Source organism: Mycobacterium sp. HUMS_12744610, assembly GCF_041206865.1.
In the GTDB taxonomy this organism is placed as follows: Bacteria; Actinomycetota; Actinomycetes; order Mycobacteriales; family Mycobacteriaceae; genus Mycobacterium; species Mycobacterium servetii.
Window position 1 is genome coordinate 153,629 of record NZ_JBGEDP010000001.1, and the last position, 13,333, is coordinate 166,961.

12 protein-coding genes are annotated in these 13,333 nt (G+C 70.7%); 5 read left to right on the forward strand and 7 right to left on the reverse strand.

The genetic code is table 11. The features are described 5' to 3' along the window. Window position 1: 1 nt before the first annotated feature. The 3 genes from AB8998_RS00770 to AB8998_RS00780 form a co-directional block, all read right to left on the reverse strand. Window positions 2-1,876: a PPE domain-containing protein gene (locus AB8998_RS00770; protein ID WP_369736352.1), complete on the reverse strand. Its 1,875-nt coding sequence runs from the start codon at window positions 1,874-1,876 to the stop codon at window positions 2-4. Between the two features lie 181 nt (window positions 1,877-2,057). Then, window positions 2,058-3,158, reverse strand: coding sequence for a PE-PPE domain-containing protein (locus AB8998_RS00775; protein ID WP_369741367.1), 1,101 nt, complete (start codon window positions 3,156-3,158; stop codon window positions 2,058-2,060). 1 nt (window position 3,159) lies between these two features. Further along, window positions 3,160-3,834, reverse strand: a complete 675-nt coding sequence (locus tag AB8998_RS00780; protein ID WP_369736353.1) for a GAP family protein — start codon at window positions 3,832-3,834, stop codon at window positions 3,160-3,162. Window positions 3,835-3,954: 120 nt separating this feature from the next. Here AB8998_RS00780 and AB8998_RS00785 point away from each other — a divergent pair, with 120 nt between their 5' ends. Further along, complete coding sequence (locus tag AB8998_RS00785; protein WP_369736354.1) at window positions 3,955-5,385, forward strand: condensation domain-containing protein; 1,431 nt, start codon at window positions 3,955-3,957, stop codon at window positions 5,383-5,385. On the opposite strand, the gene AB8998_RS00790 is transcribed toward AB8998_RS00785, so the two are convergent. Together AB8998_RS00790 and AB8998_RS00795 are read right to left on the reverse strand one after the other, a co-directional pair. Then, a complete protein-coding gene (locus AB8998_RS00790) occupies window positions 5,369-5,713 on the reverse strand; it encodes a hypothetical protein (protein WP_369736356.1) in 345 nt (114 codons plus the stop codon). The two genes, AB8998_RS00785 and AB8998_RS00790, sit on opposite strands and share 17 nt — an antisense overlap. Next, the gene (locus AB8998_RS00795; RefSeq protein WP_369736357.1) at window positions 5,710-7,260 is read right to left on the reverse strand and encodes a Rieske 2Fe-2S domain-containing protein; all 1,551 of its coding nucleotides are present in this window, start codon (window positions 7,258-7,260) and stop codon (window positions 5,710-5,712) included. Before AB8998_RS00795 ends, AB8998_RS00790 begins: the two co-directional genes overlap by 4 nt. A 142-nt stretch (window positions 7,261-7,402) precedes the next feature. On the opposite strand from AB8998_RS00795, the gene AB8998_RS00800 reads away from it, so the two are divergent. The 4 genes from AB8998_RS00800 to AB8998_RS00815 are packed head-to-tail and all read left to right on the forward strand — an operon-like array spanning window position 7,403 to window position 10,572. Next, a complete protein-coding gene (locus AB8998_RS00800) occupies window positions 7,403-8,170 on the forward strand; it encodes a lysophospholipid acyltransferase family protein (protein WP_369736359.1) in 768 nt (255 codons plus the stop codon). Beyond that, window positions 8,170-8,925 (forward strand): lysophospholipid acyltransferase family protein, encoded by a 756-nt coding sequence (locus AB8998_RS00805; protein ID WP_369736360.1) that lies wholly within the window; start codon window positions 8,170-8,172, stop codon window positions 8,923-8,925. The genes AB8998_RS00800 and AB8998_RS00805 overlap by 1 nt, the downstream gene beginning before the upstream one ends. Before the next feature lie 15 nt (window positions 8,926-8,940). Continuing rightward, a complete protein-coding gene (locus tag AB8998_RS00810; RefSeq protein WP_369736361.1) occupies window positions 8,941-9,726 on the forward strand; it encodes a lysophospholipid acyltransferase family protein in 786 nt (261 codons plus the stop codon). 30 nt (window positions 9,727-9,756) lie between these two features. Continuing rightward, window positions 9,757-10,572 carry an HAD family hydrolase gene (locus tag AB8998_RS00815; protein WP_369736362.1) on the forward strand — a complete coding sequence of 272 codons (816 nt, stop codon included), beginning with the start codon at window positions 9,757-9,759 and terminating at the stop codon, window positions 10,570-10,572. A 3-nt stretch (window positions 10,573-10,575) separates the two neighbouring features. Here AB8998_RS00815 and AB8998_RS00820 read toward each other — a convergent pair whose 3' ends face one another. Continuing rightward, window positions 10,576-12,231, reverse strand: a complete 1,656-nt coding sequence (locus AB8998_RS00820; RefSeq protein ID WP_369736363.1) for an N-acetylmuramoyl-L-alanine amidase — start codon at window positions 12,229-12,231, stop codon at window positions 10,576-10,578. Window positions 12,232-12,368: 137 nt separating this feature from the next. Then, a complete protein-coding gene (locus AB8998_RS00825) occupies window positions 12,369-13,307 on the reverse strand; it encodes a PirG (RefSeq protein WP_369736364.1) in 939 nt (312 codons plus the stop codon). Window positions 13,308-13,333: the final 26 nt, after the last annotated feature.

Genomic DNA, 13,333 nt, shown 5'->3' on the forward strand with positions numbered 1-13,333 from the left:
ATCAGAAGACGTTCAGGCCGACTTGGGACGTGCCCGTGTTGTTGTAGCCCACGTTGTCGGTGCCGGAGTTGACGAAGCCGGTGTTGCCCGAACCGGTGTTCTGGTAGCCGATCTGGCCGTTGCCCACGTTCCCGTAGCCGCTGTCCCCGCTGCCCATGTTGTACCAGCCGGAGGTGCCGTCGCCGGTGTTGCCCCAGCCGGAGGTCCCGGTGCCTGTGTTGCCGTAGCCCGAGCTCGCGTTCCCGCTGCTGGTCACCAGCCCCAGCCCGGTGTTGGCGCTGCCCGCGTCCCAGACGCCGGTGTTGGTGCTGCCCGAGTCGTAGAAGCCGGTGTTGGTGCTGCCCGAGTTCCCGAAGCCGGTGTTCATGTTGCCCGAGTCGCCGGCGCCGATGTTGCCGGTGCCGGAGCTCTCGACGCCGATGTTGTGGTTGCCGGCGTTGAACGGGCCGATGTTGTAGTTGCCGCCGTTGTCCAGGCCCACGTTGTGGTTGCCGCCGTTCCACAGGCCCACATCCTGGATGCCCGAGTTGGCCGAGCCGACGTCGGCGCGGCCGGAGTTGGAGTACCCCTGGTCGTAGCTGCCGGAGTTGCCGAAGCCCGTGTCGAAGCTCCCCCCGTTGCCGAAGCCGAGGCTGCCGGTGCCCGAGTTCCAGAAGCCGTGGTCGGCGTTGCCCGAGTTCAGGAAGCCGACGTCGTTGTTGCCGGAGTTGAAGAAGCCGACGTCGTTGTTGCCGGAGTTGAAAAGGCCGATGTCCCCGGTACCCGAGTTGAACGGATCGCCGAGGTGGACCGTGCCGGTGCTGGTGTTGAAGTAGAGGTTGCCCATGCCGACCTCGTTGTTGCCGGTGAGGCCGAGGCCGAAGTCGTGGCTGCCCGTGATGCCCAGGCCGATGTCGTTGCTGCCGAGGATCGCGGAGCCGAAGTTGTAGTTGCCGTTGTTCCCGTAGCCGATGTTGGTGCTGCCCTGGTTGCCCATGCCCACGTTGAGGGTGCCGATGTTGCCGAACCCGACGTTGGTGTTGCCGATGTTGCCCTCGCCCATGTTGGAGTTGCCGAGGTTGGCGTTGCCGAAGTTCCCGGAGCCGAGGTTTCCGTTGCCCACATTGATGCTGCCGACGTCTCCGCCGCCGATGTTGTAGCTGCCGACGTTGCCCTTGCCGTAGTTCAGGGTGCCGATGTTGCCGCTGCCGAGGTTGAGGTTCCCGATGTTGCCGCTGCCCATGTTGTAGCTGCCGGTGTTCCCGTTGCCGAGGTTGAGGTTGCCGGTGTTTCCACCGCCTCCGTTCCCGCTGCCGGTGTTGCCGCCGCCGAGGTTGGCGATGCCGGCGTTGCCGTAGCCGATGTTGCTGGCCAGGCTCTGCAGTTCCTGGATGATCGGCGTCAGCGGGGAGGCGGCCGCCGAGGCCCCGGAGTGGTAGCCGAACATCGCGCTCACGTCCTGCGCCCACATCTGCTCGTACTCGGCCTCGGTGGCCGCGATGGCCGGGGCGTTCTGCCCGAACAGGTTCGACGACACCAGCGAGACCAGCTGCTCCCGGTTCACCCCCACCAGCACCGGATGCACCGTGGCCGCCTGCGCGGCCTCGAAGGCCGCCGCCGTGGCCCGCATCTGCTGCGCGGCGTGCGCGACGTGCGCGCCGGCGGTGCCCAACCAGCCGGCCAACGGTGCGGCCGCGGCGGTCATCGCCGCCGCCGCCGGACCCTGCCACGCCTGGCCGGTCAGCGACGAGATGACCGAGCCGAAAGACGATGCCGCCGAACCGAGTTCGGCGCCCAGCCCATCCCAGGCCGCCGCCGCGGCCAGCATCGGGCCCGGCCCCGCGCCGGTGAACATCCGCAACGAGTTGACCTCGGGCGGCAACACCGAATAGTTCATCACGCCGATCCTTCCCCCACCGGGCCCCGCTCACCCCGGTCCCGAACATTGGCTGGCCCGGCCATCCCCGGCGACCGCGAACAGAGCCTACGGAAGGCGGGAAGCCTTTGTCGTCAGAATGCGCATTTTCACCAAAATCGGGCAAGCCCTTGGGATTTACCGGATCGACCGCCGCGCAAGATCACTTCCGCCCGGGCAGCAAAGCCCTGATCTTGCCCAACACGCCCTTGGCGCCCCGCAGGGCGTGGGCGCCCCGCAGGGCGTTCGTCACGGCGGTGGCGGCCCCGATGCCGGTGGTGGTGCCCGAGACGGGGATGCTGACCGAGGGCGCTACAGCGGGGGCGTGGCCGATTCCGTCGAGCAGCCGGCCCGGGTTCACCGCGGGCGCCGGCCCCGGGGCGTAGGCCCGGTCGATCATGGGGCGCAGCACCGCGTCGAGTGGTCCCGCCGCCTCGGGGGGCAGGCCGGCCATGTCGACGAGCGCCCGTACCAGGGGAAGCTGCCCGCCGCGGATGAAGTAGGTCGTCGTGGTGGCGCCCCGGCTGTTGGTAGTGGTGGTGATGTCCCACGGCGCCACCCGGGCGGGGTCGGAGAACGCGGTGGCGCTGTGGCCGTAGTAGCCGCCCGCGGTGATCGCGTTGAGATCGGCGAGCAGGTTGCCCACATGGTGGGGCGGGTCGGAGAAGATGTCGTACTGGCCGACGACGTTGACCGTGTCGTACTGGCTTTCCACCGGGGCCGGCACCGTGTAGTCGATGACGGGGACGTGGGTTCCCGGCCTGAACGCCCGGGACAGCAGGTTGCCGGGGTCGCCGGCCTTGACGAACCTCAGCTGATCCGGCGGCGGGGCCGTCGGGTCGGCGGCGAGCCGGGCCTGTTCGCGGTCGAGGGCCAGGGCGCCCTGCGAGAGCCCGGCCACCGAGATGGGCCCCCCGGTGCCGCGGATGGCCGTGTCGAGGTTGGCGGCCCCGGTGGCCACCGAACTGCCGACGGTCGGCGACTGCAGGCCGGTCACCGGCCAGAAGCTGCCCGGATAGGGGATGACGCGCCGCGTGGCGTCGGGGCTGTAGTACTTGGCGCCGATCTCGGGCTGGGTGGCGGGATCGAAGTGATACAGCGACCGCAGCGGCTTGTAGGGGGACGGCGCGGTGCCGGGCACGATCAAGGCGGTGTCGGCGGATGCGACGCCCTCCCCGAGCGGCGCCGCCCACGCCGTCAGTCCCACCGCCACCGCCCCGGCCAGCAGTCTGTTCACGGACGCCCCCCATGTGAATCCATCGATCTCAGAGCCTGCTCAATCCCAGTGTGAGCATGAGGAAACCGCCCGCCCCCACCATGAAACCGGTGCCCCGTTGCGTGCGCGTCCGCAGCCAGTCCCGCAGCGCCGCCGTGGCGGCGCGCGTCGCCTGGGGCGCCACCGCGTAACTCACCAGCGGGATCTCGGCCATCGCGAACGCCACGGCGTTGAACGTGAGCAGGGCCCCGGCCTGGGCCGCCGGCGCGGCACCGGCGGCGAGGATGGCCGCCATCGCCCCCAGGTAGTTGGCGGACGGCAACGCGGCCCCCAGCCCGGCGACCGCGGCGACGCACAGCGAATCGCCCTGCAGCAGCCGTCGCGCAGTCGCGGACAGGCGCCCGGAGCGGCCCGGCGGCGCGTCGGCCGGGACCCGGCGCACGACCCTGGCCGAGACGCCGGTGGTCAGCACCACGGCGACGAGCAGCGCGGTCAACCCGGTCGAGATCTGCACCCCGGCGACGGTGAGGTGCCCGGCCAGTGGGGTGGCGCCGAGGAGGAAGAGCAGGACCAGGCCCACCCCGACGCCCATTGTCAAACCGCCGCAAAGGAATACGAGCAGTTGCAGCATTGGGCGCCGCCGGTGCAGCATGAGGACCACCAGGCCGATGCGTATGGGTTCGAGGACCACCGCGAGCCCCAGCAAGAGCACGGTGGACCACATGGTGCAGAACCGTACTGCACGTGCCCGGCTCCCGGGCGGAAAACTCGCGGTGGGGCGGCCGAAGTCCGCCGGGTAAGGTCACATCCTCGGGCGCCCGGGGCGTCGGCGGAAGGGGGCGAGGTGTTCGGCATAACGACACTGCAGGACTGGGTGCCCGGGCCGGGCCCGGTCGTCTGTTGGCACGCATCACCGGCGGCCAGGGACAGCGCCCGGCAGGCGCCGGTGAGCGCGGTGCCCCCGAGTTTCCAGCAGGCCCAGCATCTGCGCCGCTATCGCGACCACGTGGCCCGGAGTCTGGACATGTCGCGACTGATGATCTTCACCTGGGACGTGGCCGGCCGGTGCGACGTGCGGGCGATGAATTTCGCGGTCAACGCCCACCTGCGCCGCCACGACACCTACCACAGCTGGTTCGAATGCGAGGATTCCGGCCCCATCGTGCGGCACACCATCGCCGATCCCGCCGCCATCGAATTCGTCCCGGTCGAGCATCCGCAGATGACGCCGGCGGATCTGCGGCACCACATCAGTGCGCCGCACCCGTTGCAGTGGGACTGCTTCGTGTTCGGAATCATGCAGGGCGCCAACCACTTCACCTTCTATGCGAGCATCGGCCACCTGTGCGTCGACCCGATGATCATCGGCGTGCTGTTCACCGAGATCCATGCGATGTACGGCGCGTTGGTGAGCGGCGAGCCGCCCGTCACGCTGCCCGAAGCGGGCCGGTACACCGACTACTGTCTGCGCCAGCACCGGGACGCGTGCGCGCTGACCGCGGAGTCACCCCGGGTCCGCGGGTGGCTGCGGTTCGCCGCCGACAACGGCGGGACCCTCCCGCACTACCCGTTGCCGCTGGGGGATCTGTCGGTGCCCCATGCGGGCAAGCTGGTCACGGAAACGCTGATGGACGAACGGCAGTCGGAGCGGTTCGAGGCGGCCTGCGTCGCGGCGGGCGCCCGCTTCAGCGGCGGGGTCTTCGCCTGCGCCGCGCTGACGCAGCGCGAGCTGACCGGCACCGGGGCGTTCTCCGTGGTCACCACGACCGACACCCGCAGGACCGCAACGGAACTGGTGACGACGGGCTGGTTCACCGGGCTGGTACCGGTCACCGTCCCCGCGGACGCGGCGCTTTTCGCCGACGCCGCCCGTGCGGCGCAGGCCTGCTTCGACGCGGGCCTGGAGCTGGCGACGGTGCCGTTCGACCGCGTGGTGGAGCTGGCGCCGCCCGCGATGGGCCTGAGCCGGCCCCGGCCCGGCAACTTCGTGATGTCGTTCCTGGATGCCAGCATCGCCCCACTGTCGACCGTGGCCAACTCCGACCTGAACTTCCGGATCTACGACGAGGGCCGGGTCTCCCATCAGGTCTCGATGTGGGTCAACCGCTTTCAGCGGGAGACGACGGTGACGGTGTTGTTCCCGGGCAATCCGGTCGCCGGCGGATCCGTCGACCGCTACCTCGCGGCGATGAAATCGGTGTACGCGCGCGTCGCCGACGGCGGGCACGGCCCGAGCCTGGCGGGTTCGCGCCCGGCCGCTAACCGCGCCGGCTGATCAGCTCGTCGAGCAGCGCGAGGAACTCGCGCGGGCGCTCCGGCGTGCATGCCGGGCTGGGCCAGGTCCCGGGCACGTCGAGCGTGACCAGCAGCGACTTGAACGGGCGGCGGATGTCCAGGGGCAGCCAGCGGCGCAAGTCGGAGCTGCCCCAGATGCGGAACCGCTGGGCGAACAGGCCCAGGCGTTCGGTCTTGTAGCCGCGGACGCTGTCCAGTGCGATGACCTTCGACGTGCCGGACGGAAAGTGGTAGCGGCGCAGGGTGATCGCCGCCCGGTCCAGCTGGACCAGGCCGTCGTCGTAGGACTGGCCGGTGGGCAGGCTCACGCCCGGGAGCTCCGCAGCTGATGTCCCCGTGCGGTCAGGCAGTGACCGTCCTCCAACCGCCATTGCCACCCGTGCAGGTTGCAGGTCAGCGTGTCGCCTTCCACCACACCGAATTTGGAGAGGTCGGCCTTGAGGTGGGGGCAACGGCGCTGAACCTGCCAGCCCTCCATCGTGACCGACGCGGAGTCGTCGTGCGTCTCGGCGAACCATCCGTCGGCGTAGGCGATCCGCTCGTCGGTCAGGCACTTGAAGAACGTGTACAGGTATTCGTTGTAGCCGCCGATCCGCCATGCCGTGAAGCGGGTCGACAAGAAGATGGTGTTGACCCAGTCCGGTTCCCGGTCGCGCAGCACGGTGCGCACCAGTTCGGGGGCGATCGTGAAGCCGTAGCGGGCTTTTTCGTCGGGAATCCGCTCGCGCACAGTTCTTTTGGGGAAGTCCAGGATCACCGTCTCGGAGCCCATCGCCAGCTCGACGGGATAGCCGATGCCGTCGCAGATCTCGTCGCTGGCCAGCATGATGGGCTCGAACAGCGCGCGCAGCGGCTCCAGCAGCGGCTCCCCGGTGGCGGGTGCCCAACCCGCCCGCTCCGCGGCGATGACCGGCGCCATCCGCTCGGCGTAGTCGGCGATGTAGTCCGCCTTGCCGGTGGTGAAGATTGCCTCGAGTTGGTCGTCGGGCAGCGGGTGGCGCATCGATTCGAGCGTCGCGCCGGAGAACTCGGCGGTCGAACCGGGGATCATCAGCAGGCCGCGGTCGTGCCCGTTGCTGCGCATCTGCTCGAGGAACACCATCTGGTCGGGGAAGATGTTGGCCGGGTCGCGGCCGTCGTCGTTGAGGTGGCGCAACTCGGGGTCGAGGAAGCAGGGCGGACCCGCGGACGGCACCACCCACGTCGCCCCGACCTGGGCGATGTACTGGCGCGCCCGGTCCATCCCCCGCTGCCTCTTCTGGACGGCGAACGACTCCTTGGCCCGCGCCGGCATGTCGTAGACCATCGGGTACCAGATGGCCCCGGAGTACTGCAGCATGTGCACGTCGACGTGGCCGAATTCGCTTGCCAGCACGTCCAAGTCGATCGGACGGGCGTCGTTCATGTTGAAAACCGTTGTGGTGCCGTCGGAAACCACCAGCGCCGAGTCGCCGATCGGGCCGTCGGCGGGAGCCCGCAGGGCGATGATCATCACGTCGAGGTCGCCCTTGGGCCCGCCGACCCGGTGCTTGACGGAGTCGACGGTCTCGAAGAACCGGTGAAAGCCCAGCTTTTCCAACTCGTTGCGCAGGTCGGGGACCGGGAAGTCCGGCAACAGCACCACCGCGTCCTTGTTGACGTGCTCCCGCAGGTTCGCCGCGTCGAAGTGGTCCTTGTGCAGGTGGGAGACGTACAGGTAGTCGCAGTCGCCGAGCGCGTCCCAGTCCAGCGCGCTGTTGTCGGGGAACGGGAACCACGAGGCGAAGTAGGCGGGGTTGACCCACGGGTCGCACAGGATGCTGCCCGCTTGGGTCCGGATCAGAAACCCGGCGTGGCCGACGCTGGTGACCTGCACAAATTCCCTTCGACGGTGGTTGAGGGTACGGCTCGTTAGCCCCCGAGCTTAGCGCGCGGGCCCATCTTCGGCCCGCCGCGATCGTCGGGCTCTTTCTGGCAGTTCGGGCGGCGCACGGCCGGGCGCACTAGGCTGGAATGCTGTGGAACCGGCATACGGGACTGTCATCCAGCTTGCCCGCCTGGTATGGCGGATGCAGGGCCTGAACATCACCGTCACGGGTGTCGAGAACCTGGCGGCCAGCGGCGGCGCCGTGGTGGCGATCAACCACACCAGCTACCTCGATTTCATGTTCGCGGGCCTGCCCGCCTACCGGCAGGGACTGGGCCGCAAAGTGCGGTTCATGGCCAAGCAGGAGGTTTTCGACCACTCGATCACCGGGCCGATCATGCGCAGCCTCCGCCACATCCCGGTGGACCGGCAGCAGGGCGCCGCCTCCTACGAGGCCGCCGTGCGGAACCTCAAGGATGGCGAGCTGGTCGGCGTCTATCCCGAGGCCACCATCAGCCGCAGCTTCGAGATCAAGGAGTTCAAGACGGGGGCCGCGCGGATGGCGGTCGAGGCCGGGGTGCCGATCGTCCCCCACATCGTCTGGGGGGCGCAGCGGATCTGGACCAAGGGGCATCCCAAGAAGCTGTGGCGCCCCAAGGTGCCGATCACGGTGCTCGTCGGCGAACCGATCGAGCCGACGCTGGGCGTGGCCGAGCTGAACGGCCTGCTGCACTCGCGCATGCAGCACCTGCTGGAGCGGGCGCAGGAGGAATACGGACCCCACCCGGCCGGCGAGTTCTGGGTGCCGCGCCGGCTGGGTGGCAGCGCCCCGTCTCTGGCCGAGGCGGCCCGGATGGACGCCGAGGAGGTGGCGGCGAGGGCGGCGCGCCGCGCCGGGGACGCGGATGGGCCGGTCTGATGGCGGAGCCGACGTTCCGCATCCTGGAGATCCTGGCCCAGCTGATGGTTCTGGCCACCGGCACCCGCATCACCTACAGCGGCGAGGAGAACATCCCGGATCGGGGCGGGGCCGTGGTGGCCATCAACCACACCAGCTACGTCGACTTCCTGCCCGCCGCGCTGGCCGTGCACCGGCGCCGCCGCCGGCTGAGGTTCATGATCAAAGCCGAGATGCAGGACGTGAAGGTGGTGAACTTCCTGATCAAGCGCACCCGGACCATTCCGGTGGACCGGCACGCGGGGGCGGGAGCCTACGCCGTCGCCGTGCAGCAGCTCCGCGAAGGCGAGCTGGTCGGGGTGTATCCGGAGGCCACCATCAGCCGTAGCTTCGAGCTCAAGGAGTTCAAGACCGGCGCGGCCCGCATGGCCGGGGAGGCCGGGGTGCCGATCGTGCCGGTCATCGTCTGGGGGGCGCAGCGGATTTGGACCAAGGACCGGCCGCGACAGCTGGGCCGCAACCACGTGCCCGTCGACGTGCGGGTCGGTGCACCGCTGCGGGCGGACGCCGACGTCGCCGAGACCGGTGCGGCGCTGCGCGCGGCGATGACTAGGCTGCTGCATCAGGCCCAGGAGCGCTACCCGCACGAGCCCGGGGCGCACTGGGTGCCGCACCGGCTGGGCGGCGGCGCGCCGACCCCGGCCGAGGCGGCCCGGATCGAGGCCGCCGAGGCGGCCGCCCGGGCCGAGGGTCGTTCGCCCGGTCAGAGGCGATAACAGGGGGAGAAACAGATGGCCGAACCGTTTTTTCGTTTCGCGGAGACGATCGTCCCGCCCGTCGTGGCGATGAACGGGACGAAGATCACCTACCAGGGGCTGGAGCACATCCCGGCGGCGGGCGGGGCGCTGGTCGCCCTCAACCACACCAGCTACCTGGACTGGCTGCCCGCGTCGCTGGCCGCCCACCGGCGCAAGCGGCGCCTGCGCTTCTTGATCAAGGCCGAGATGGCCGACGTGAAGGCTGTCGACTACGTCATCCGGCACGCCCGGCTGATCCCGGTGGACCGCCGCGACGGGCACGACGCCTACGCGGCGGCCGTCCGGTGCCTGCGCGAGGGCGAACTGGTCGGCGTGCACCCCGAGGCCACCATCAGCCGCAGCTACGAGCTGCGGGCATTCAAGACCGGCGCGGCCCGGATGGCGCTGGAGGCCCGGGTGCCGATCGTGCCGCTGATCGTCTGGGGGGCCCACCGGATCTGGCCCAAGGATCATCGCAAGAAGCTGTTCCGCAACAAGGTCCCGATCACCGTGGCGGCCGGCGCGCCGCTGCCGCCGCACGGGGACGTCGAGCAGCTCAACGCGGCGTTGCGGCACGCGATGAACTCGTTGCTGTACCGGGTCCAGGAGGAGTACCCGCACCCGGCGGGCGAATTCTGGGTGCCGCGCCGGCTGGGCGGCGGCGCGCCCACCCAGGACGACTCCCGGGCGATGCGGGCGGCCGAGCTGCGGGCTCGGGCGCAGCGGTACGGGCACGACGGCGTGACGCCACCGGGGCGCGCGCAAGACGGCATCCACTGACGACGGGCAGATCCTCCCGGTGACCCAACAATGACACTGCCGGCGCTCATCGCCTGTGACGTCGACGGCACCCTGTTGGACGACGACGAGACCATCAGGCCCCGCACCCGCGACGCGGTGCGGGCCGCGGTAGCCGGCGGCGCGCAGTTCGTGCTGGCGACCGGCCGCCCGCCGCGCTGGATACGCCCGGTGGTCGACGAGCTGGGTTTCGCGCCGATGGCGGTGTGCGCCAACGGTTCGGTCATCTACGACCCGGGCAGCGACCGGGTGGTCTCGGCGCGCACGCTCGGCGTCGACACCCTCGCCGAGCTGGCCGAGCTCGCCACCCGGGTGCTCCCCGGCGCCGGGCTGGCCGTCGAACGGATCGGGGAACGCGCCCACGACACGGCGACCCCGCAGTTCATCAGCTCGCCGGGGTACGAGCACGCGTGGCTGAATCCGGACAACACCGAGGTGTCGATCGAGGACCTGCTCAGCGCCCCGGCGATCAAGTTGCTGATCCGCCGCGCCGGTGCCCGCAGCGCCGACATGGCCGCCGCCCTGGCCAGGCACGTCGGCATCGAGGGCGACATCACCTACTCCACCGACAACGGCCTGGTCGAGATCATGCCGCTGGGGATCAGCAAGGCCACCGGCGTCGAGGAGCTCGCCAGGGCGTCGGAGATCGTCAGCGGCGAGGTGCTGGCGTTCGGCGACATGCCCAACGACCTGCCCCTGTTGCGGTGGGCCGGTCATGGCGTGGCGATGGGCAACGCCCATCCCGAGGTGCTCGCCGCCGCCGACGAGATCACCGCGCCCAACAGCGACGACGGCGTGGGCCGGGTGCTGGAACGCTGGTGGCTCTGACGGCTACATGGGCGGGTGGGCCGGCAGCGAGAAGTGTTCGGGCGGCACCTCCGGCCCGCTCGGGGCCTGGGACGACGAGGGACTCGACAGCGGCGTGGTGATGCCATCGACGACTTCGGTGACGTCGCCGGTGAGGCGCTCGAAGTTCAGGGTTCCGTGCACGAAGTTCTGCGTGATCCGCAGGGGCTCCTGGATTTCCGCGCTCGTCGGCAGCCCCAGCGGTCCCCGCTCGTAGCTCAGCGAGGCCCAGGCGTCGTAGATCGCGCCCGTGACGGGCTGGGGGCCGGTCACCGGTGACCAGTACATCGCGCCTCTGGCGAACGTGGCGAAGCGGGCGCCGCCCTCGGCGTCGCCCTCCGGCGACGTTGGCGCCCCCAGCACGCTCTTCATCCCGCCGAGCTCCTGCCAGTGCTCATAGATGGCGCCGCCCTCCAGCGCCTTGATCAGCTCCTCGGGCGGGTCGTAGAAATGCGATGCGATGTCGCGGATCTCGTCCATCAGCGCGTAGGCGGCGTTGCCCGGGCAGTCGGTGTTGCCGACATCGCGATGGGTGAAAATGGTGGGAAGGTCGGCGACCGCGCCGGCCGGGAACGTGGTGTAGTGACTGCCCGCCGACTCGAGCGCGACCGTGCTCTTGGGGTCTACGCCGTCCATACCGAGGCGCCAGCCGAGCAGCCGGCCGACGGTGCGGAGCTGGATCGGCGTCGGGGGCACGTCGTCGAAGTTGCCGATCATCGCCACACCCCAGGTGTTGCGGTTGAACCCGCCGGTGTGGAATGCCTCGACGGGCTTGGTCAGGCCCCCGGCGCTGCCCTCGAACACCTGGCCGTATTTGTCGACCAGCGCGTTGTAGGCGATGTCGCACCAGCCCAGCGTCTTGGCGTGGTAGGTGTAGATGGCTTTGACGATGCCGGCCGACTCCAGCGGGGAGTAGTCGTTGCTGCCGGCTGTGTGGTGGAGCACCGCGGCCCGAACCCCGTTGTCGTACTGGGGGGTTCCGCAGCGCAGGGATTCGTCGGCGCCCCACTCGGCCCGGCTGATGATCGGCGGCGCCTGGCCCGGCATCAGGACACCCGACGGCGGCGCCCACTGGTTCTCCGCCGGCGCTTGCGGCGGGGAGATCAGGACCGCGGAGATGTTCTGCCCGAAGCTGTGCTCCGTGGACGCCGGTTTGTAGCCCAGGCCGCGGTCCGGGGGCACAATCGGCGCCGCCGGCGCCCGGGTCACCGCCGCGTCGATCGGGCGGGTGACCGCGATCTGCACCGTCGTGGTGGTGCCGACGAAGACGGGATCGGTGCTGCGGGGCCCCTCGCTGGCACCGTCGCCGTCCGCCGGCGGGTGGTCGGGAGCCGAGGTCTGGTAGTCGGCCTGGTACCACGGGCCCCACGATCCGTCGGGCCGCTTGGCGCGCACGCGGGTCGAGCTGCCCGCCAGGTCGCCGGTCAGCGCGACCAGCGAGAACGGGGTGTCCTGCGTGAGTTCGCGAACCGTGACACCGCCGCCGAGCCCGATCAGCGGCTGCTCGGCGAGCCGGGTCTCGCGGGCCGGCGGCGGGGCCGCGGCGTGCTGCGCTCGGACCACGTCGGCCACCGACGCGACGATGACGGCGGTCGCCGCGAAAGCGCTGAGCAACATCGTGGGCGCGCGGCGGGACGACACGGGGCCGATGTTACGTGTGTTCCTATTGTTATTAATGTGACGACACGGTGTGCGGGCGCAGAAAGCCCGGACATTCGACGGCACCGCAGAGCCACACAACTCTGCGGTGCCGTCAGGTGACAGGACTTTCCGGGCTCCTAGACGGGAGGCGCCGCCGCCGGGACGGCCGCGGCCGCCGCGGGCAGGGCACCGGCGGCCGCGCCCGGCAGGGCACCTGCGGCACCCGGCAGGGCACCGGCCACGCCGGGCAGGGCGCCGGCCGCACCCGGCAGGGCACCGGCGGCACCGGGCAGGGCACCGGCCGCGCCCGGCAGGGCACCGCCGCTCTGCTGGACCTGCTGCATGATCGCCGGCATCACCAGGCCCTTGATCAGGTCGATGGCCTGGCTGGCGCCCAGCTGGTTGGCGGCCTGCATCACGTCGTTGACCAGTCCGCCGCCGCCGCTGCTGCCCCCGGCGCCGGCCGGCATGCCGCCCAGCGTGGAGGGGTCACCGAGGATCGGGTAGGTCCCGTCGGCGCCGGGGTCCAGGCCGGCCGGCGTGCTGATCGGCACCTCGCCGGCCCCGCCGACGGGGCTCAGGCCCGGGGTGAGCCCGGCTGAGGGACTGGTGAGCCCGGCCGCGGGACTGGTCAGCCCGGGGGTGGTCAGCCCGCCGCCGGGCAGACCCCCGCCGGGCAGCCCCGGGGTCGTCGGCAACGCCGCGGCGGGCGCGAGTCCGGGCGCCGCGGGCGTCAGGCCCGGGCTGGTCAGGCCCGGGGTCGCCAGGCCGGGGCTGGTCAGGCCGGGCGTCGCCAGGCCCGGGGTCCCCAGGCCGGGCGTGGCCCCGGCGCCCCCGGTCAGCGCGGGCACCGGGGGCATGTTGACCCCGAACTGGGAAAGCCCCTGCGACAGCGCGCCCATCAGCTCGTTGGGCAGGTCGGAAATCATTGCGGCCTGCTTGAATTCGTGGTGCTCGGTCGGCTTGCTGCCCGATGTCGCCTCGTAGACCAGGAAGTATGCGCAAGGACTCGCCACTGCCAGGGCGGCGACCGCGCTCATGGCTGTCGAAAGCTTGCGTCGGCGTCGGTTCGGCACGGAAGTCTCCTCAATCTAGCTATCTG

Excerpts from the sequence above, each read along its gene's own strand:
- AB8998_RS00805 (WP_369736360.1), top strand. The coding sequence starts at position 8,170 with ATGGCGGAGCCGACGTTCCGCATCCTGGAGATCCTGGCCCAGCTGATG.
- AB8998_RS00810 (WP_369736361.1), top strand. The coding sequence starts at position 8,941 with ATGGCCGAACCGTTTTTTCGTTTCGCGGAGACGATCGTCCCGCCCGTC.
- AB8998_RS00770 (WP_369736352.1), bottom strand. The coding sequence starts at position 1,876 with ATGAACTATTCGGTGTTGCCGCCCGAGGTCAACTCGTTGCGGATGTTC.
- AB8998_RS00815 (WP_369736362.1), top strand. The coding sequence starts at position 9,757 with ATGACACTGCCGGCGCTCATCGCCTGTGACGTCGACGGCACCCTGTTG.
- AB8998_RS00780 (WP_369736353.1), bottom strand. The coding sequence starts at position 3,834 with ATGTGGTCCACCGTGCTCTTGCTGGGGCTCGCGGTGGTCCTCGAACCC.